This window comes from Streptomyces syringium (assembly GCF_017876625.1).
Lineage (GTDB): Bacteria > Actinomycetota > Actinomycetes > Streptomycetales > Streptomycetaceae > Streptomyces > Streptomyces syringius.
In genome coordinates this window covers 2919222-2939099 of record NZ_JAGIOH010000001.1, presented here as the reverse complement: position 1 = coordinate 2939099, position 19878 = coordinate 2919222, and the positions used below count along the sequence as shown (strand labels likewise).

The window sequence follows — 19878 nt, the reverse complement described above, 5'->3', positions numbered from 1 at the left end:
CCTCATGTCCTCCACAGACTGCCGTAAGCCGCGCAAGGGTTCCCAATGGTGGCAATCCGCCTACAGCGGAGACATAGCCGAAAAACGGACCATCCTCCTGGCCCGGTACGGAACGGCGGTTCGCGGACCCTCGCGACGACGGACTCGGAAGATGTGCCAGAGTTGCCACGTCCGGGCTGTCAGCACGTACCGTACGGCGGCATCAGACGGGCAACAGCCGGGACCACCGGGGAAGGGGCAGCTGGGTTGACCACGCACGCACCGCAAGCGGCGAACACGGTGACGTTGCCGGGCTCGCTCGATGAGGCCGTCGCGGCCCTCGCCGCCATGCCCGCCGCCGTGCCCGTCGCGGGCGGCACCGATCTGATGGCCGCCGTCAACTCCGGGCTGCTGCGGCCCGCCGCGCTCGTCGGCCTCGGCCGCATCAGCGAGATCCGCGGCTGGCAGTACCAGGACGGCCACGCGCTGCTCGGCGCCGGCCTCACCCACGCCCGGATGGGCCGCCCCGACTTCGCCGCGCTGATCCCGGCGCTCGCCGCCGCCGCGCGCGCCGCCGGGCCGCCCCAGATCCGCAACGCCGGCACCCTCGGCGGCAACATCGCCTCCGCCGCCCCGACCGGCGACGCGCTGCCCGTGCTCGCCGCCCTGGAAGCCACCCTCGTCGTGGCGGGCCCCGGCGGCTCGCGGCGCGAGGTCCCCGTCGGCCACCTGCTGGCCGGCTTCGAGATGCTGGCACCGGGCGAGCTGATCGGCTACGTCCGGGTGCCGCTGCTGCACGCCCCGCAGACCTTCCTCAAGGCCACCGGCCGTACAGGCCCGAGCCGCGCCACCGCGTCGGTCGCCGTCGTCCTGGACCCGGCCCGGCGCCATGTGCGGTGCGCGGTGGGCGCGGTCGCGCCCATGCCGCTGCGCCCCCTGGACGCCGAGCGCTGGGTCTCCTCGCTCATCGACTGGGACGGTGAGCGCACGCTCGCGCCCGAGGCGTGCGCCGCCTTCGGCGAGTACGTCGCGGCCGCGTGCATCCCCGACCCCGCACCGGCCGAGCCGCTCCTGGAGGCCGCACAGTCCCCGCAGCACGGGGAGCCGGGCGCCACCCTGCCGCCCGCCGTCCTGCACCTGCGTCGTACGGTGGCGACTCTGGCCCGCCGAGCACTGGGGAGGGCACTCGCGTGAGTGACGAACAGCAGCGACACGCCTCGCCGACCGGGGAGAGCGGCTGGCAGCCGATCCCCCGCGGCGCGGAACTGGACGCGGAAGGCACGACCTTCGTGCAGCTTCCGCCCGAGCTTCTCGCCCACCCGGGCGCGGCGACCCAGGGCGGCTCCTGGGACCCGCTGGCCGCCCCCGGCGCGGGCGGCTACACCCCGCCGCCGGTCGCGTCCTGGCAGCAGTCGGCGCCGCCGTCGCAGCCGGCACCCGCCCAGGAGCCGGCGCACGGCACGCCCGCGCACACGCCCCTGCACACCATGCCCGCGCAGGCGCAGGCGCCGGATCAGTGGGCCACGCCCCACGCCTCCGCGCACGCCGCGGACCATGCGGTGAGTCACGCGGTGAACCATGCCGCGCAGCACGCCGCGGGTCAGGTCGCGAACCCCGCCGTGAGCTATGCCGGGGACCCTGCCGCGCAGCACGCCGCGCAGGAGCCGGTGCCGTTGGCGGCGGCCGGGGCGGGCGCGATGTCGGCCCAGGACGCGGTGCCGGGTCCGGTGCCGGGTTCGGCATCGGGTGTTCCGGGCGTTCCGGGCGCGTCGGACTGGCCGGTTCCGGCCGGTTCGTACGACTACGCGCAGGTGCAGCAGCAGGGGCACGCCCCGATCCACGAGCAGAGCCACGGTCAGCCCAGCCGCAATCAGCAGAGCCACGGCCAGCCGAGCCACGGTCAGTCGCAGGACTACGGGCACGTTCCGGCGGGCGACGGCGGTGGCGGTGACCCGCACGACACGGCGCAGTGGCCCATGCCGTTCGCCCCGGGCGAGTCCGGCGGGCACGCCGGCGCCGGGGAGCCCGCCCACGCGGCGCACCAGCAGGGCGGGTCGACCGGCCAGTGGACGGTCCCGGCCGCCGGGGACGACCCGGTCGACGAGTCCGGCGAGTACGCCCTCGGCAACGCCGCCGACCCGCACAACACGGCGCAGTGGCCGGTGCCGCACGCCGAGCCCGACGAGGCCGTGAGCGCCGACGCCTGGCACCAGCCGATGGCGGCCATGGGCGCGGAGACCGGCTCGACGGGCCAGTGGTCGATCCCGGCCGCGCAGGACGACACGGCGGACGAGTCCGGGGAGTACGCGCTGGGCGGCTTCGCGGGCGGGTTCCCGGCGCCGGTCACCTCCTCGTTCCCCGCCCCCGGAGCCGATGGACACGGTTCGTTCACCGCTCCGCAGCACGAGACGCACGACACGCAGGTCACCGGTACGGGCGATCATCAGGCCGCACCGTGGACGCAGCCCGCCACGGGCGCGGACGGCTCCCACGCCGGGCATCCGCACGCGGAGGAGCCGGCCGTTCCGGAGACGCCGGCGGCGCCGGAAGGCGGAGACGGGCACGAGCAGGCACCGGCGGTGGACGCCGTCCCGGACGCCGGGCAGCCTGAGCAGTTCGCAGCGGCGGCACCGGAACACGCGCCGGTCGAGTCGCAGGCGGAGCCCCAGTCGCCCCCCGTGTCCGAGGTCGCGTCCGAGCCCGAGTCGTCGGAATATCCGCAGGTAGCGGCGGATCTCCACCCGGTCGGCCGCGAGGCGGACGAGGCGCCGGCCCCGGAAGCCGGCCCGCAGGCCGAAGACCTGCACACCGAAGGTCTGCACACCGAAGGTCTGCGCACCGAAGGTCTGCGCACCGAAGAGCTTCGCACCGACGGCCCGGGGCCGGATGTCCCGCAGCCCGAAGCCGACCAGGCGCCCGCGCCCCCGGTCGACAACCCGCACACCGAGCACCCCCACGCCTCGTACGTCCTGCGCGTCAACGGCACCGACCGGCCCGTGACCGACGCCTGGATCGGGGAGTCGCTGCTCTACGTGCTGCGTGAGCGCCTCGGCCTCGCCGGGGCCAAGGACGGGTGCTCGCAGGGCGAGTGCGGGGCCTGCTCCGTGCAGGTCGACGGGCGGCTCGTGGCGTCCTGCCTCGTGCCCGCCGCGACCGCCGCGGGCGCGGAGGTCCGTACCGTCGAGGGCCTGGCCGTCGACGGGCAGCCGTCGGACGTCCAGCGGGCGCTCGCCGCGTGCGGGGCCGTGCAGTGCGGTTTCTGCGTGCCCGGGATGGCCATGACCATGCACGACCTGCTCGAGGGCAACCACGCTCCGACCGAGCTGGAGACCCGCCAGGCGCTGTGCGGCAACCTCTGCCGCTGCTCCGGCTACCGGGGCGTCCTCGACGCGGTCCGCCAGGTCGCGGACGAGCGCGCCGAGTCGGCCGCGGCACAGGAAGCGGCCAACGAAGCGGTGCACGAGGCGGCCGACGGTACGGCGCACGAGACGGCGTACGAGACCGCGCACGAGACGGCGTACGGAGCCGGCCCCGGGGACGGTGCCGGGTTCGGTCAGGAACAGGCGTGGCCGGGGGCGGACTCGGCACGTATCCCGCACCAGGCGGGCCCGCACGACGGTGGCAGCGGAAGGGCAACGGCATGACTGGAATGGGCGGCTCGGCCGGAGCGGCCGGAATCCCCGATCTCCCGGGGATGGCCCCTTCCGCACCCGCCACTCCCACCGAGCCCCCGACCCACGGCCTCGGCGTCTCGCTGCCGGCCGCCGACGCGGCCGCCAAGACCCAGGGCGTCTTCCCGTACGCCGCCGACCTGTGGGCCGAGGGCCTGCTGTGGGCCGCCCTGCTGCGTTCGCCGCACCCGCACGCCCGGATCGTCTCGATCGACACGTCGGCCGCCGCCGCGATGGCGGGCGTCCGGGCCGTGATCACGCACGCGGACGTCCCCGGTGACGCGGCCCACGGCCGTGGCGTCGCCGACCGGCCGGTCTTCGCGTCGGAGCTGGTGCGCCACCACGGCGAGCCGATCGCCGCCGTCGCCGCCGACCACCCCGACACGGCCCGGCTCGCCGCGGCGGCCATCGCCGTCGAGTACGAGCTGCTGGAGCCGGTCACCGACCCCGAACAGGCCTTCGCGGCCGCGCCGCTGCACCCCGACGGCAATCTGATCCGCCATATCCCGCTCCGCTTCGGCGACCCGGAGGCGACCGGCGAGGTCATCGTCGAGGGCCTGTACCGGATCGGGCGCCAGGACCCGGCGCCCATCGGCGCCGAGGCCGCGCTCGCCGTGCCGCGCCCGGACGGCGGCGTCGAGATCTACACCGCCTCCACCGACCCGCACGCCGACCGCGACCTGGCCGCCGCCTGCTTCGGGCTGGCGCCGGAGCGGGTGAAGATCGTCGTCACGGGCGTGCCGGGCGCGATGGGCGACCGCGAGGACCCGGGCATCCAACTGCCGCTCGGCCTGCTGGCGCTGCGCACGGGCCACCCCGTCAAGCTCGCGGCGACCCGCGAGGAGTCCTTCCTCGCCCACCCGCACCGCCACCCCACGCTGCTGAGGTACCGTCACCACGCCGATGCCGAGGGCAAGTTGGTGAAGGTCGAGGCGCAGATCCTGCTGGACGCGGGCGCCTACGCCGACTCCTCCGCCGAGGCCCTCGCCGCCGCCGTCTCCTTCGCCTGCGGCCCGTACGTCGTCCCGCACGCCTTCGTCGAGGGCTGGGCGGTACGGACCAACAACCCGCCCTCCGGCCACGTCCGCGGCGAAGGCGCCATGCAGGTGTGCGCCGCCTACGAGGGCCAGATGGACAAGCTCGCGGCCCGGCTCGGCATCGACCCCGCCGAGATCCGGCTGCGCAACATCATGGCCACCGGCGATCTGCTGCCCACCGGCCAGACCGTGACCTGCCCGGCCCCCGTGGCCGAACTCCTGCGTGCGGTACGGGACTTCCCGCTGCCCGCCCTGCCGCTGGACGACCCCGAGGCGGACTGGCTGCTGCCCGGCGGTCCCGAGGGCGCCGGCGAGCCCGGCGCGGTGCGGCGCGGTGTCGGCTACGGCGTCGGCATGGTCCACATGCTCGGCGCGGAAGGCGCGGACGAGGTCTCCACGGCCACGGTCAAGGTCACCGGCTCGGTCGCCACGGTCATCTGCGCGGCGGTCGAGACGGGCCAGGGCTTCAGCACCCTCGCCCGCCAGATCGTCCAGGAGGTCCTCGGGCTCGAAGAGGTCTACGTCGCGCCCGTCGACACCGACCAGCCGCCGTGCGGCCCGGCCGCGCACGGCCGTCACACCTGGGTCTCCGGCGGCGCGGTCGAGCGGGCCGCGCGCATGGTGCGCACCCAGCTCCTCCAACCGCTGGCCCACCAGTTCGGCATGTCCCACGAGCTGCTGACGATCGCCGACGGCAAGATCACGTCGTACGACGGGGTGCTCAGCACGACCGTCGCGGAGGCCCTGGACGGCAAGGAACTCTGGGCGACCGCCCAGTGCCGCCCCCACCCGACCGAGCCGCTGGACGACACGGGCCAGGGCGACGCGTTCGTCGGCCTCGCCTTCTGCGCCGTGCGCGCGGTCGTCGACGTCGACGTCGAACTGGGCTCGGTGCGCGTGGTGGAGATGGCCGTCGCCCAGGACGTCGGCCGGGTCCTCAACCCCCGCCAGGCCCACGCCCGGATCGAGGCGGGCATCACCCAGGGCGTCGGCGCGGCCCTCACCGAGAACCTCCGCACCACCGGCGGCCTCGTCCGCCGCCCCGACCTCACGGGCTACTCCCTGCCCACGTCGCTCGACACGCCCGACATCCGCATCGTGAAGCTGGTCGAGGAGCGCGACGTGGTCGCCCCCTTCGGCGCGAAGGCCATCAGCGCGGTCCCGGTCGTCACCTCCCCGGCGGCGGTGGCGGCGGCGGTACGGGCGGCGACGGGCCGCCCGGTCAACCGACTGCCGATCCGTCCGCAGTCGGCGGTGTCCTCGAACGCCGGCGGGCTCGGCGGCTGAGCTCAGCCGAATCAAGCCCGTCCGGCTTGTCGGCTCCCGAACGCTGTGCACACCGGCTCGGGGGATCGTTCACACATGTCAGCCGTACGGCCGCTCTGCGACGCCTCGTCATCAGGGACGCCGAACTGACGGCGTGGCCGGTGTCCTGAGGGGCAAATCGAACGGATGAGTACTCGTACTCATGTTGCTGTCACTGCCTGTCAGTAGGCTGGGGACGCATGGTGATGCATGGACTGACGGGGAAGACGTGAGGGGCGGGGCGGTAGACGTGGTGGACGTGGCCGGTGGGGCGGCGGGGGCGAAGGGGTCGGGTGGGCCGGGTGGGCCCGTCGGGTCAACGGCGAAGCTGGAAGCGGACCTTGAGCAGCTGAAGTCCTTCCAGGGCCGAGTCGACACCCTCCTGACCGACCTCACCGGTTCCGAGGGCGGCCCGGACCGCCTGACAGGCAACCGCCTCGCGCAGGCGGTACTGGGCAAGTCGTTCGGCGAGGCGGACGCCCTGTACTCCGCGTACGACGACGTCCACACCCAGCTGGCGACCCTCTCCCAGCTCCTGTTCGACCAGATCGAGGCCCTGGGCACCGCCATCCACGCCTCTCGGGTCGGCTACGCCAACATCGACCAGGAAGCGCGCGAACGCATGTGGGCCATCCAGGCCAGGGCCAAGGAGCACTACAACCGCGAACTGGACCCGCACCCCGCGAAGGACGTCCCGTCGGAGCCGAGTCCGCAGCCGAGCCCGAAGCCGACGCCGGGCAGCCAGAAGGGCAGCATCTGATGACCACCCCACCTCCGGGCGGCGTAGGCCCGGTCATCCGGCGGACCGTCAACCCCGCTGTGATCACCTCGGACTTCGAGTCGCAGTCCCACGAGCAGCTGCGCGCGATGATCGAGAGCGCGGACGCGGCTGCGACCCAGGCACTCGGCGACAGGCTCAAGGCCGCCGGAGTCGCCATCGGCGAGATCGGCGAAGACCTCCGGACGTACATGTCCCACGTCAACTGGGAGGGCGAGGCCGGCGACGCCTTCCGCGCGTGGGGCGCGAACATGGTCAATGCCACGACGCGGCTGGGAGAGTTCAGCGACAAGGCGGGCACGTGGATGGGCCACGCGGCGGACATGCTGAGCAGGGTCAAGACGTCGATGCCGGAGTACTCAGCGGCGTCGAAGGCGACCCTGAACGACTACCTCTCCCAGCACCCGGGCGGCTTCCTCCTCAAGCCCCCGACTTCCTCCGACGCCCCGAAGCCGGGCGGCGGCGTCCTGGCCGGCCCCACCCCGGAGGCCGCGACGGCGGCCCAGAAGCGGCTCGACGAGGACCACGCGGAGGCGGTGCGGCTGATGCGGCAGCTCGCGGGGTCTTATGTGTGGTCGGCGCACAACATGGGGCAGGTGGAGAGGCCGGTGTTTCAGCCGATTCGGCCTGATCGGATGCCGCCATCGGACTACCGTGATCGGGAGTACGTCCCGAACCCCAACGCTCTAGGGGGCACGAACCCTGCCGCCAGCGGTGACTCTACGCAGCAAGGCGCGCATGCAACTGAAGCGGGTCAAGCTGACACATCAGGTGCGTCAGCATATGCGTCCGTGGCGAAGGCAGGCGCCGGTTCCGTCACCTCGTCGCACTCCGAAACTTCGCCTGTCTCCATGGACGTTGATGGTGGTGTGGCCGTCCCCAGGGTTCCGGCCTACCCGTCCGACGGGCTGGTTGTCCCTTCTGGTGTTGAAGGGGTTCCGGCCCGCGCCCAGTTGCCAGCACCTGGACTGCCACCGATGGGGCGTGTAAAGCCAGGGAAGCCCACCGGAATGGGCCACGGCGAAGCCCCCGCAAGGACAGTGCCGGGGATGCCGGCGCAGGGCGCTGGCGGTGGGGCAATCCCGAAGCAGGGAACGGTCGGAGGGCTGGTGCCAAGGCCAGGGCCGGGCGTTGCACGAATCAACGTGCCGACGACTGGTGTACCGAACGACGGTGTCGTCGGAGGCCGTCCCATGATCCGACCGCCTGGTCAGCCGTCGGCCCAGGTACCCCGAGGCACGGTTATCGGAACAGAGTCTGTCCAAGGCCGTCCTCCGATGGGCCACGGCCTTGGGGGGATCACGCCCGGGGCCCCTGTCGGTGCTCAGGGGCGCGCTGGCATTGGTGGACGGCGCCTGGCCACTGAGACTGGGGGAATTGTAGGTGGACAGGCGCAACCGCGTTCCGGTGCCGTCGACCGGCCGTTCACACAGGGCGGGACTGGTTTGGTACGCAACCCCGGGCAGGCCCCAACCAATCGTAGGGAGACTAGCCGAGGACAGAGGGAGCAGCGCCCCGACTACCTGATCGAGGACGGGGACGCCTGGCTATATGGCAATCGCCGGATCATTCCTCCGGTCGTGGACTGACGTTGGCCGGAGAGCATAGGAAGAGCATGCATCGAAACACTGGTATCGGTGTTTTTAGGAGAGGCGCGGTGTCCGCGACCACCATCCTTGCTGCTTTCGCTGTGTCCGTTGGATCGGCGCAGGCTGCTGACACTCTCCGCTCGCAACAGTGGTACCTGGACGCGATGCATGCTGAGGAGATGTGGCAGACGAGCACGGGTGCCGGTGTGACAGTGGCCGTCATCGACAGTGGTGTGGACGCGGAACTGCCAGACCTCCGGGGGCAAGTTCTCCCTGGCGAGGACTTCTCCGGGATCGCGGGAGGCGCCCACTCGGACTATGAAGGCCATGGGACGTCGATGGCAGTACTCATCGCAGGAACTGGTAAGAGCAACGCAGGTTCCGGATCCTTCGGCCTCGCGCCCGGGGTCAAGATTTTGCCTCTGCGGGTTATCAGTGACAAAGCCCCTGCGACCCAGAAGCTTCCGGGCGTAGCCATGAGTGATGCGATCCGGTTCGCTGCGGATTCCGAGGCCAAGATCATCAACATTTCGATGGGGGGCCCAGGGGAGGTCCCGGAACAAAAGAAGGCAGTGGAATATGCCCTGTCCAAGGGGAAGCTGGTGTTCGCGAGCGTCGGAAACCGCGGCCGCAAGGACAACGCTGTTGTCTTTCCCGCCGCATTTCCAGGAGTGGTAGGCGTAGCGGCAGTCGACGAGGACATCAAGGCGACAGCCGAGTCGGAACACGGCCCGCAAGTAGACCTCGCCGCCCCAGGCGACAACATGGTCACGACCTGCAAGGGCGGCACCGGGATCTGCCGAGGCCACGGCACCAGTGACGCCACCGCCCTGGCTTCCGCCTCCGCCGCCCTCCTATGGTCCGTCCACCCCGACTGGACCGCCAACCAAATCACCCGCGTCCTCATCAACACCGCCGGCGGCCCCCAGAACGGCGACAAGCGCAGCGACTCGATCGGCTACGGCGTAGTCCGCCCCCGCATCGCCCTCAAAAACCCGGGGGACCCGGGCCCCGCGGACGTGAACCCTCTCCCGGGCCCCAACTACGCCTCACCCGCACCGCAGGCAACCGCGTCCCGAGCCACCGGCGGCATGCCCGGACGTTCCACCGCGAACCCCGCCGACAAAGCCGACGGCCTGCTCTCGACGCGCAACGTCCTCGCAGCAGGCGGCGCAGCCGTAGTCGCCGTGGCGGTCGCCGTATCCGTAGGGCTCAAGAGGCGTCGTAGGTCACGCCAGATGTAGCGTGCGCAGAAATCCACGCGATCAGATCGCATCGCACACCGTTCAGACAACAAGGCACCAGTCGTAAGGGTTCCGGCACGGAACCCCATGGGGGAGACGCGTCGTGAGTGACAGCGGCAAGGTCCTGGACATCAAGACCGAGGACATCAAGTCGTCCGCGCCGGTCTTTCACGAGCAGAGCCAGAAGTTGAGTGATGCCCTCACCAAGCTCGTACAGACCTTGGACGGTCTTGGTGAACCCTGGGGTGATGACGACGGGGTCCAGGAGTTCGCGGCGTCCTACCTCAAGAAGCAGAAGTCGATCGAGAGCGCTACAGCCACCCTCGTCCTGGGACTTGTCAGCATCCATGAGGCGATGAACGACATGGCGGACGGCCATGTCGAGAATGACGAGTTGATCGCGGGTATGTTCGCGAAGGCCAAGCCGGGACATGGCGGCGCCAAGTGAGTTTTGCGGACGAGGCGAAGAACGCCCTCGAGAAGATAGGCCTGCACTGGCCGGACGGTGATCCGGGCAAGCTGCGCAAGGCCGCTGCCGCTTGGCAGACATTCGCTGACAGTGTCGATGCGGTGCGTACGCCCGTGAACAACACGGCCGGCGCGCTCATACGCAACAACAAGGGCGAGGCGATTGACGCCTTCGAGGTCTTCTGGAGCCGCTACGCGGGCGACGGAGGAAAGGGCTGGCTGAGCGATATCGCGAAGGCCGCACGGGAGATGGCGACGGGCCTCGAAAAGCTGGCGAAAGCCATCGAGGACGCCGTCGATAAGCTTCAGAATGCTCTCGCCATCAATGGCGCGGTCATCGTCGCCGGTTTCGGCCTTGCGGCGTTCACCTTGGGAGCCTCTGCCGAAGCGTCTGCCGTCGCGGCCGCGGGGATCATCCGACTGGGTGCCACGATGGGTGTCACCATCTCTGCTGTCGCCGCCGAGATCGCGGCCACGACTCTCATCGCCGCCGCCTTCTCCGGGGTGGAGTCGGTAGCCGTCAACCTGGCCGTCGCGCAGCCGATGAAGATCGCCGCCGGGCTGCAAGGCGGTTTCAGCCTGCCTGAGGTCAATGCCGCCGCGAAGGACGGCATGCTGTTCGGCGGGATGTTCGGCGGAGCGCTGGGCGGTGTGGGCGCCCTCACGCGCAATGCAGCCTTGGCCGGCGGCTACCGTAACCTGCTCAAGAGCAACCTCCGGCCCAACATCGTCGAGCTCCCGGCGGCCGCCCGGCCCACGTGTTCGATCAAGTGTGATCTGGACCCGATCGATGTCGCGACCGGGGCCATGCTGCTGCCGCAGACCGACGTCACGCTGCCCGGTGATCTGCCGCTGGTCGTGGAGCGCACCCATCTGTCCTCGTACCGGGCAGGTGGCTGGTTCGGCCCCTCCTGGGCCTCCACGCTCGATGAGCGCGTTCAACTGGACGCTGAGGGCGTGGTGTTCGCCGCAGCCGATGGCATGCGGCTGGTGTATCCGGTGCCGGACCCTTCCACCCCCGCCCTCCCGGTCAAGGGGCCGCGATGGCCGCTGTCGTGGGACGGCACACCCGATGGTGCCCTCACCATCACCGACCCGTTCACCGGAGTCGTACGCACCTTCGGTGGCGCCTCACCCACCGATGTTCCCGGCGCGGTGCAGCTGCCGCTGGAAAGCGTGCAGGACCGCAACGGGGCACGCATCGACATTGAGCGTTCCCTGGGGGGTGTCCCGACCGGGATCCGGCACACGGGCGGCTACTACGTGGCCGTCGACACCCAAGGCCCGCGCGTCACCGCCCTGAGGCTGCTGGACAAGGCGCCATCGCTCTACGAGCCGCGGGAGGACTTCGGCGGCGGTACGGTCCTGGTCCGCTACGGCTACGACGACGCGGGCAACCTCGCCGAGGTCATCAACTCCAGCGGCAAGCCGCTGCGTTTCACGTACGACGCCGAAGGCCGGATCACCTCCTGGACCGACCGCAACGCCACCTCGTACAGCTACGTCTACGACTCACGCGGTCGTGTCGTACGCACCGAAGGCAGTGACGGTTTCCTCTCCGGCGCCCTGTCCTACGACGACGAGTCCCGCACCACCACCGTCACCGACTCCGTGGGGCGCCAACGTACGTACCGGCACAATGCCGACTGCCAGGTCGTCGAAGAGATCGACCCGCTGGGGCACACCACCCTCACGGAGTGGGATGCGAGGGGCGACCAGCGCCTGTCGATCACCGATCCACTCGGCCGCACCACGCGCTACGCATACGACGAGGCCGGAAACCTCCACCGTGCCACCCTGCCCGACGGCTCAACGGCACAAGCGACCTACAACCCGCTGTGCCAGCCGACCGAGGTCATCGAACCGGCCGGAGCCAGGTGGCTGCACACCTATGACGAACGGGGCAACCGCCTCACCACAACGGACCCGGCAGGCGCGGAAACCAGCTACAGCTACGACGACTCCGGCCGCCTGACCGCTGTCACCGACGCCCTCGGCCACACCCATCGCATCACCTTCAATCCGGCCGGTCTGCCCCTGGCCGTCGTCGATCCGCTCGGTCACACCACGACGGTCCGTCGTGATGCCTTCGGCCGGGTCACCGAAGCGATCGACCCGCTGGGCCACACCACCCGGATGGGATGGACCACCGAGGGGAAGCCGCTCTGGCGCGAACAGCCCGACGGCACCCGCGAGACGTGGACGTGGGACGGCGAGGGCAATCTCCTCACTCACACCGACCCCGCAGGCAACACCACCGAGCACACCCACACCCACTTCGACCTCCAGGCCTCCCGAACCGACCCCAACGGCACGCGGTACGACTTCGCCTACGACACCGAACTGCGCCTGACCGGAGTCACCAATCCGCAGGGGCTGACCTGGTCGTACGACTATGACGCGGCGGGCCGGTTGGTTTCCGAGACCGACTTCAACGGCCGCACGCTGGCCTACACCCACGACGCGGCGGGCGCGCTCCTCTCCCGAATAAACGGTGCGGGTGAATCCCTGCACTTCACCCGTGACCTGCTGGGCCGCACGACCGAGCAGCGCTCTGACGCGGGCGAGACGACCACCTACGCCTACGACGTCTCGGGCAGCCTGATCCGCACGGCCAACGCGGACGCCGAGATCACTTGGGAGCGCGACGCCCTCGGTCGCCCGCTGACGGAAACCGTCAACGGCCGCACGACGCGCTACACCTATGACGCCCTGGGGCGTCGCACCCAGCGCACCACACCGTCCGGTCTGCTGTCCGAGTGGACCTACGACGCGGCGGGCCGGCCGGTCGAGCTGGGCAGCGACGCGGGATCGCTGACCTTCACCTATGACGCCGCAGGCCGCGAGACCGGGCGCCGCATCGGCGAGGGTGCGACCCTCACCCAGACCTGGGACGCGACCGACCGCCTCACCACGCAGACCATCACCGGCCACCACCAGGCGGCGGACCGCCTGCTCCAGCACCGCTCCTACGCGTACCGGGCGGACGGCTACCTCACTGAGATCCGCGAACTCACGTCGGGCACGCGCCGCTTCGACCTCGACCGGACGGGGCGAGTCACTTCGGTGAGCGCCCATGGTTGGTCGGAGACCTACGCCTACGACGGCGCGGGCAACCTCACGCACGCCACGGCGCCCGAGCACCCGGCGCCGGGGGACCGCGAATTCTCAGGGACCCTCATCCGCCGTGCCGGCCGCACGGCATACGAGCACGACGCGCAGGGCCGCCTCGTCCGCAAGACGCGCAAGCTGCTCAATGGCCAGACGCGGACGTGGACGTACCAGTGGAACGCGGAGGACCGCCTGACCGAGGCGGTGACCCCGGAGGGGGAGCGGTGGCGGTATGCGTACGACCCGCTCGGGCGCCGGACAGCCAAGCAGCGACTGTCGGACGACGGATCGGTGGAGGAAGAGACGACCTTCGCTTGGGACGGCACGCGCCTCGCTGAACAGTCGGCACTCGATGGCAAGACGGTCACTTGGGAGTACGCCCCTGGTACTCACCGCCCGGTTACCCAGACGGACCACAATCCGACTGCGTCTCGGGTGGCGGATGACTCCCTGCTGTCGAAGTTCACCGGCTCCACGCAGCGCGAGTTCGACGCCCGTTTCCACGCCATCATCACCGACCTCGTCGGCACACCGACAGAGCTCGTCTCACCTGCGGGTGACCTGGCCTGGCAGCACCGCACCACACTCTGGGGAACCCACCTGCCGGCTCCGCCGGAGGGAGCTGTCGACTGCCCTCTCCGTTTCCCGGGGCAGTACCACGATGCCGAAACGGGCCTGGACTACAACCACTTCCGCTACTACGATCCCGAGGCTTACCGTTACATTGCTCCGGACCCTTTGGGCTTGGAGCCTTCGCCCAATCACCATAGCTATATTCTCAATCCCTACTCCTGGGCCGATCCGCTGGGCTTGGCGCCGGACGGTTGTTCGGTCCCGCCGGCGCGCAAGTACTCGCCCAGCAGGAATTCTGCCTTCCGAGACGCCAAGCGGGATCTGGGCATCCCCATGTCACAGCAGCCGGATGACCTGCGTATGGTGCCTATGACTGACCGAACGGGACGTCAAATAATGGGAGACAACGGGCAGCCTGTTATGACACGTGAGTATATTTACACAAGGGAAGACGGTAAGCGGGTGATCGTCCAGGACCACTCGGCTGGTCATGATTTTGGAGAGGGTGGGGTGGGGAATCAGGGCCGCCACCTCAATGTCAGGCCGTATGAGAATCCTCGAACCGGCAAGGTGCCGGGAACCGCACAGCACTATGAATACTGAGTAGGGTGGGACCTGTCAATGTGGACCGAATTTCTGGAAAATTCTGCAGGCATTGAAGGTGTCTATGCGGGGACTCCTCCGGTGCTGGAGGCCGTGCATATTCATGAGATTGGCTTGAATAGGGATGGGCCGGTGCTGAAATTGCGATTCGACCTTCCTGAATATCCGGCCAAAGCCCCGAAGAAATGGGAATCTCAGGGGTATAACACCGTTCAGGTGGAGCTCTGCCTCGGCGGGGTACGTGACATCGCATTGGATGGCTTCAGCAGTGACCCAATCGCTGACATCGTCTTGAGTGGCGGTGAAGTGATTGACGTAGAGGTGGTGTCGAGTGACACCCGGATCCGGGCGTCTGCCGATACTGTCTTTATCTCAAGTATTTCCGCATATCTGGACGCCGGTTGAGTGTCCCGTAACGTCCCACGAACCCAGAGGTCAGAACCTGGGTTGAGGCGATTTTGAGGCTATACGGTCGTTGATGGGCGGACTATGGCTGTACGTCATAAGAGGCTGGCGCATCGTGGTCCCGCGAGACATGGCAGTGCCCTGGTCCTGCGTTTGGATCGCGGAGTGCTGCCGCGCCCCGAAGTGGTGAGCCCGACTTCGTGAGGCGTTCTGCCGCCACCGCCTCAAGCTCCCCGTCGGGGACAGGGCAAGGCGCCACCGGCGCGGAGTGTCTCCGCTCGGTGGCGCGAATCCGGACTGCGTGGGGTGAGCGAAGAGCCGTCAGCCGGCCACTCGTTCCCGCTCCGCTTCCGCCCCCTTCAAGGGGAGTACCCACAGCGCGGCCCACAGGACCGTTCGCGTGACCAGGCCCGCCAGGGCCGCCGCGGCGAAGCCGTTCACGTGGAGGTCGCCGCCCGCCAGGTCGAAGAGCCAGGCGGCCAGGAGCCATATCAGGGTGTCCTGGAGCCAGCCGGCCGCTCCGAGGATGAGGAGGACCACCGGGACCTTGGGGCGGGTGAAGGCCGGGGTGGTGTCCACGAGGGTGGTCAGGATCATGAAGAGGAGGGCGGTCAGGGCCGCCGTCAGGAGGGTGTCCGGCAGGCTGTCGCCGCCGAGGGTCACTCCGGGAAGGAGGCCCGCGGACAGCGCAATGCCCGCCAGCAGGCCGATCTTGCGCTGGTTTTCTTCAGTCATGGGCGTGACTGTGACATGACGTCATCGAGCTCGAAAAATCCGGGAGGCGCCTCCCGGCCCCTCCCGTGGCCGGAATTCACGCGTAGGCGTCGTGCAGCCCCACGATCAGCCACATCAGGAAGCAGGTCGTCGGGACGGTGATGACGGATCCGAGAGCGAGCCCCACGCGAGCCATGCAGCCGTTGCTCGCCTCACCGCGCTTGGCTCTGCGGACGCCCACCACACCGCAGACGATCGCGGCGATGCCGACCGGGATCACCAGGAATATCCCCCCGTCCACGGTGGTCAGCATCCACGTCGACAGAGCGAGAACCAGCGCCGCCGTGCCCGCGCCGTCGCGGTCGTGCGGCGACGTGGGCGGTCTCTGGTGCGGCGGGAACATGGCTCGTTGTGTCATGCCCCGACCGTATGGACGCCCCACCCCGGCCGGCATCGGGGCCCGTACTCATCACCCGGCTGCCCGGGTACTCATGCAGAGGCCGTGGCGGGAATCGAACCCGCGTAACTCGCTTTGCAGGCGAGTCCCTCAACCACTCGGGCACACGGCCGTGTTGTGCCTTCCGCCACGACCATAGGGGGGTGATGGGCAGAGCTCAATGGTGCCGACGGGGTTGGCGCAAGTTGCCATATGGCTGACATGCCGCGTTCATCGGGGTTCATCGAGGCCCGCCCCCGCCAGGAACTGCTCCACCACCGGGCGGAACATCTCCGGCTCGTCCACCCACGGGTAGTGGCCCACCCCGTGCAGCGGCCTCAGCGCGGCGTTCGGGATGGACTCGGCGACCGCCTCGCCCGCGCGCATGCCCGTCACGCCGTCCCGGTCGCCGGTGACCACCAGCGTCGGGCACTCCACCTCGCGCAGGGCCGCGAGGAGGGCCAGGCGGGCCGGCTCGTCGACGCCCTGCCAGAAGCCGGCGCGGGGGACCGGGTTCAGTTGGTCGCCCTCGGTGGCCGCGTGGGTGCGTTGGGGGGTGTCCCAGCGGCCGTAGGCCAGGGGGGCCGCGCGGAGGAGGAGGGAGCGGACCTCTGCCATGTCCGTCGCCGAGCCCAGCATGTGGACGGCCACGTACGCGTCCTTCCACCAGGGTTCCGTGGCGCGGGACTCGAAGATCTGCTCGGCGTCGTCGGGGAGTTCGCCTTGGAGGCGGGAGCCGGGGGTGACCAGGACCAGGTGCGAAAGGTGCTCCCCGTGCGAGGCCGCGTACGCCTGGGCCGTCGCGCACGCCGCGTCGTGGGCGAGCAGCGCGAAGCGCGGGACGTCCAGGTGGGCGCGGAGCGCCTCCAGGTCCTGGGCCAGAGAGGGGAAGGCGTACGCGCCGGGGTCCGCGGCCGTCGGGGAGGCGCCCGTGCCGCGGCTGTCGGGGACGATCAGGGTGCGGTGCGCGTCGAGGCCGCCCAGATCGCCCAGGTATGCCGCATCGCGGCCCGGTCCGCCGGCCAGGCAGACCAGCGGCGGGACCGTCGAACCGTCACGCGCTTCCCGCACGCTGTAGGCCAGGTCCGTGCCGTCGAAGGACGTGAAATGTGAAACGTAGGGGGGCATGGCATCTTCCCTGCCCGTTTTGTGCAAGCCCATTCAGGCCCGGACCCTGATCCAAAAGCATCCATTGGTCACTTGCCCTGCTGTCCCAACCTCCGCTTATGATTCAGCGGTGTTCGACTCCCGGCACATCAGGACGTTCCACGAAGTGGTCAAGGCCGGTTCCTACTCGGCGGCCGCTCGCTCGCTGGGCTATACGCAACCCGCGATCACGCAGCAGATGAAGGCCCTCGAACGGTCCGTCGGCACCCCGCTCTTCATCCGTGTCGGCCGCCGGATGCGGCTCACCGAGGCCGGTGAGGCCCTCTCGCGGCACGCCGAGACCATCCTCGACAGCCTCACCGCCGCCCAGGCGCAAATGGGTTCCCTCACCCGGCTGCGCTCCGGGCGGGTGAGGGTCTGCGCCTTCCCCAGCGCCAGCGCCACGCTCATACCCGAGACGGTGGCCCGCCTCGCCATCGACCACCCCGGCGTCCGGGTCGAGCTCCAGGAGAGCGAACCCCCCGACTCGCTCCACCGTCTCGTGCGCGGCGAGTGCGACATCACCCTCGCCTTCACCTATCCCGGCCTGCGGGAACAGGTCCCCGAGGAGCTCGTCGAGATACCGCTCATGGAGGACCAGCTCACCGTTCTGCTGCCGATAGGGCATCCGCTCGCCCGCCGGCGCGCCGTCAAACTCGCCGATCTCGCGGAGGAGCGCTGGATCGCGGGCTGTCTTCGCTGCCGCACCAACTTCCTGCACGAGTGCGCCGAGCAGGGTTTCGCGCCCGACATCGCCTTCACGACCGACGACAATCTCGTCGTCCAGTCGCTCGTCGCGGAGGGGCTCGGCGTCGCGATGATGCCCGGCCTCGTCCTGTCCTTCCTCCGCCACGACAAGATCACCGGGCGGGCGCTGGACCCGGCCTGCCGCCGCCAGGTCTCCGCCTACGTCCTCCGCGACCACCTCCGCATCCCCGCCACCGCGCTCGTCATGGACGGGCTGAAAGCGGTCGCCGCCCGCCGCGTCGGATGCTGAGCGACGGCCACGGGCGTTCCGCGCGCGACACACATCCATAAGCGCGTGTTGGCACCCCGCCAAGAAACTGTCGTTGGACGTGATGGTTCCGGCGGATCGACTCTGCACGTATGACCACACCCACCGCAGCCTTGACGACCGCTCGCCTCGACCAGCTCGTCGACGACGTCCGGGCGGCCGTTGGCCGTGGCCTGCCGCCCGACACGACGGCGTACCTCGTCGGCGAACGGCTCGCGGGCCACCTCGGCGCCCCCGACCTGCTCACCGACGAACAGCGCGAGGGCGACCCCGACCGCTACCGCCAGCACATCCTGCACGCCGAGTCCGACGGCAGCTTCTCCGTCGTCGCGCTCGTGTGGCTGCCCGGCCAGCAGACGTCCGTCCACGACCACGTCTCGTGGTGCGTCACCGGTGTCCACGAGGGCCAAGAGAGCGAGCGCCGCTACCGTCTCGTTCCCGACGGCACGACGGCCCGCCTCGTCGCCACCGAGGACGTGGTCAACGGCCAGGGCGACGTCTGCGGCTTCGCGCCGCCCGGCGACATCCACCGCGTGCGCAACTCCTGTTCGTCCAAGGCGATCTCCATCCACATCTACGGGGCCGACGTCGCCCGTCTCGGCTCCAGCGTCCGGCGCGTCTACGACCTGCCGGTCGGCGAACTGTGATCACTTCCCGAGCCCCCCGGGCCTCCCGAGCCCCGCGAGGAGTGCCGTCGTGGCACTGATCAGCTCGCGCGTCCGGGACCACGCGGTCGGCGGCGACGGCGGCGCCCCCGGCGCGCCCAAGCCGCCGCGCAAGGTCCCCGCCTCCCTCCCCGGTCTCGCCATGGCCGCCGTCGGCGTCGTGCTCGCCTGGGCGGTCCATCTGCTCGTACCCGCCGTCCCCATGCTCACCGCCGCCGTCGTGCTCGGCATCGCCGCCGCGCACACCCCCGGCCTGCGGGCCCGCATACGCGGCACCGGCCGGGCCGGACTGACCATGGCCGGCAAGCGGCTCATGCGGATCGGCATCGTGCTGCTCGGCCTCAAGCTCAGCCTCCACGACGTCCTCGGGCTCGGCTGGGCCACCGTCGTGATGGTGCTCGCCGTCGTCGCCGCCACGTTCGGCGGGACGCTCTGGCTCGGGCGCAGGCTCGGGCTGCGCGGCGACCAGCCGCTGCTCATCGCCACCGGCTACTCCATCTGCGGCGCCTCCGCGATCGGCGCGGTCAGCGAGGTGACGGGCAGCGACGAGGAGGACGTCGCGACATCCGTGGCCCTCGTGACGCTCTGCGGCACGCTCGCCATCGCCGTGCTGCCGCTGCTGCACCACCCGCTCGGACTCGACGACGCGCAGTTCGGACGCTGGGTCGGCGCGGGCGTGCACGACGTCGGACAGGTCGTGGCCACCGCCCAGACCGCCGGTCCGGACGCCCTGACCGACGCCGTCCTCGTCAAGCTCATGCGGGTGGCCATGCTCGCGCCGCTCGTCGCCGCCGTCGCCATGTCCGTACGGGCCCGCCGCGCCACCCCGGCCGGTGCCTCGACCGGCAAGCGGCCCGCGCTCGTTCCCCTCTTCGTCCTCGGCTTCCTCGCCATGGTCGCCGTCCGCAGCACCGGCCTGGTGCCCGGCGGGGTGCTCGACGTGGCCCAGCACGCGCAGGAGCTGCTGCTCGCCGCCGCCCTGTTCGGGCTCGGCAGCGCGGTGCACCTGCCCTCGCTCGTCCGTACCGGGGGCCGGGTCGCGGCGCTCGGGCTGTCCTCGTGGGTCGTCGTCGCCGGAGCGTCGTACGTGGGCGTGCTGCTCACGACGTGACGCGCATACCCTCCGCGTCCCGAGCCTC

At 70.4% G+C, this 19878-nt stretch carries 15 protein-coding genes and 1 tRNA gene; 12 read left to right on the top strand and 4 right to left on the bottom strand.

Going from position 1 to position 19878, the window contains the following annotated elements; genetic code table 11:
- Window positions 1–246: 246 nt before the first annotated feature.
- The 9 genes from JO379_RS13010 (at window position 247) to JO379_RS12970 (ending at window position 14763) form a co-directional block, all read left to right on the top strand.
- Window positions 247–1173, top strand: coding sequence for an FAD binding domain-containing protein (locus JO379_RS13010; RefSeq protein WP_130878071.1), 927 nt, complete (start codon window positions 247–249; stop codon window positions 1171–1173).
- Complete coding sequence (locus JO379_RS33910; RefSeq protein ID WP_209515037.1) at window positions 1170–3623, top strand: 2Fe-2S iron-sulfur cluster-binding protein; 2454 nt, start codon at window positions 1170–1172, stop codon at window positions 3621–3623. Before JO379_RS13010 ends, JO379_RS33910 begins: the two co-directional genes overlap by 4 nt.
- Before the next feature lie 50 nt (window positions 3624–3673).
- Entirely contained in the window at window positions 3674–5974 is a 2301-nt protein-coding gene (locus tag JO379_RS13000) for a xanthine dehydrogenase family protein molybdopterin-binding subunit (protein WP_245382076.1), read from the top strand.
- Window positions 5975–6242: 268 nt separating this feature from the next.
- Window positions 6243–6752: a DUF2563 family protein gene (locus tag JO379_RS12995; protein ID WP_209515033.1), complete on the top strand. Its 510-nt coding sequence runs from the start codon at window positions 6243–6245 to the stop codon at window positions 6750–6752.
- Window positions 6752–8359, top strand: a complete 1608-nt coding sequence (locus JO379_RS12990; protein ID WP_209515031.1) for a hypothetical protein — start codon at window positions 6752–6754, stop codon at window positions 8357–8359. The genes JO379_RS12995 and JO379_RS12990 overlap by 1 nt, the downstream gene beginning before the upstream one ends.
- A 68-nt stretch (window positions 8360–8427) precedes the next feature.
- Window positions 8428–9603 (top strand): type VII secretion-associated serine protease mycosin, encoded by a 1176-nt coding sequence (mycP, locus tag JO379_RS12985; RefSeq protein ID WP_307841977.1) that lies wholly within the window; start codon window positions 8428–8430, stop codon window positions 9601–9603.
- A 103-nt stretch (window positions 9604–9706) separates the two neighbouring features.
- On the top strand, window positions 9707–10051 hold the full coding sequence (locus tag JO379_RS12980) for a hypothetical protein (RefSeq protein WP_130878066.1): 345 nt from the start codon (window positions 9707–9709) through the stop codon (window positions 10049–10051).
- Window positions 10048–14358 carry a DUF6531 domain-containing protein gene (locus JO379_RS12975; protein WP_209515028.1) on the top strand — a complete coding sequence of 1437 codons (4311 nt, stop codon included), beginning with the start codon at window positions 10048–10050 and terminating at the stop codon, window positions 14356–14358. Before JO379_RS12980 ends, JO379_RS12975 begins: the two co-directional genes overlap by 4 nt.
- Window positions 14359–14376: 18 nt before the next feature.
- Window positions 14377–14763, top strand: a complete 387-nt coding sequence (locus tag JO379_RS12970) for an Imm50 family immunity protein (RefSeq protein ID WP_130878064.1) — start codon at window positions 14377–14379, stop codon at window positions 14761–14763.
- Between the two features lie 321 nt (window positions 14764–15084).
- On the opposite strand, the gene JO379_RS12965 is transcribed toward JO379_RS12970, so the two are convergent.
- The 4 genes from JO379_RS12965 to JO379_RS12950 form a co-directional block, all read right to left on the bottom strand.
- Window positions 15085–15498, bottom strand: a complete 414-nt coding sequence (locus tag JO379_RS12965; protein WP_130878063.1) for a phage holin family protein — start codon at window positions 15496–15498, stop codon at window positions 15085–15087.
- 76 nt (window positions 15499–15574) lie between these two features.
- Window positions 15575–15895 carry a DUF4190 domain-containing protein gene (locus tag JO379_RS12960; RefSeq protein WP_209515026.1) on the bottom strand — a complete coding sequence of 107 codons (321 nt, stop codon included), beginning with the start codon at window positions 15893–15895 and terminating at the stop codon, window positions 15575–15577.
- A gap of 79 nt (window positions 15896–15974) precedes the next feature.
- Window positions 15975–16046 (bottom strand) — tRNA-Cys (locus JO379_RS12955).
- 98 nt (window positions 16047–16144) lie between these two features.
- Window positions 16145–17041, bottom strand: a complete 897-nt coding sequence (locus JO379_RS12950; protein WP_130878061.1) for an alpha/beta fold hydrolase — start codon at window positions 17039–17041, stop codon at window positions 16145–16147.
- A gap of 109 nt (window positions 17042–17150) precedes the next feature.
- On the opposite strand from JO379_RS12950, the gene JO379_RS12945 reads away from it, so the two are divergent.
- The 3 genes from JO379_RS12945 (at window position 17151) to JO379_RS12935 (ending at window position 19850) form a co-directional block, all read left to right on the top strand.
- Window positions 17151–18056, top strand: coding sequence for a LysR family transcriptional regulator (locus JO379_RS12945; protein ID WP_130878060.1), 906 nt, complete (start codon window positions 17151–17153; stop codon window positions 18054–18056).
- Window positions 18057–18166: 110 nt separating this feature from the next.
- Window positions 18167–18721, top strand: a complete 555-nt coding sequence (locus JO379_RS12940; protein ID WP_130878059.1) for a cysteine dioxygenase family protein — start codon at window positions 18167–18169, stop codon at window positions 18719–18721.
- 49 nt (window positions 18722–18770) lie between these two features.
- Entirely contained in the window at window positions 18771–19850 is a 1080-nt protein-coding gene (locus tag JO379_RS12935; RefSeq protein WP_372449075.1) for a YeiH family protein, read from the top strand.
- Window positions 19851–19878: the final 28 nt, after the last annotated feature.

Coding starts and splice junctions, on each gene's coding strand:
- JO379_RS12990 (WP_209515031.1), top strand. CDS start 6,752: ATGACCACCCCACCTCCGGGCGGCGTAGGCCCGGTCATCCGGCGGACC.
- JO379_RS12960 (WP_209515026.1), bottom strand. CDS start 15,895: ATGACACAACGAGCCATGTTCCCGCCGCACCAGAGACCGCCCACGTCG.
- JO379_RS12965 (WP_130878063.1), bottom strand. CDS start 15,498: ATGACTGAAGAAAACCAGCGCAAGATCGGCCTGCTGGCGGGCATTGCG.
- JO379_RS12940 (WP_130878059.1), top strand. CDS start 18,167: ATGACCACACCCACCGCAGCCTTGACGACCGCTCGCCTCGACCAGCTC.
- JO379_RS12970 (WP_130878064.1), top strand. CDS start 14,377: ATGTGGACCGAATTTCTGGAAAATTCTGCAGGCATTGAAGGTGTCTAT.
- JO379_RS12950 (WP_130878061.1), bottom strand. CDS start 17,041: ATGCCCCCCTACGTTTCACATTTCACGTCCTTCGACGGCACGGACCTG.
- JO379_RS13000 (WP_245382076.1), top strand. CDS start 3,674: ATGGCCCCTTCCGCACCCGCCACTCCCACCGAGCCCCCGACCCACGGC.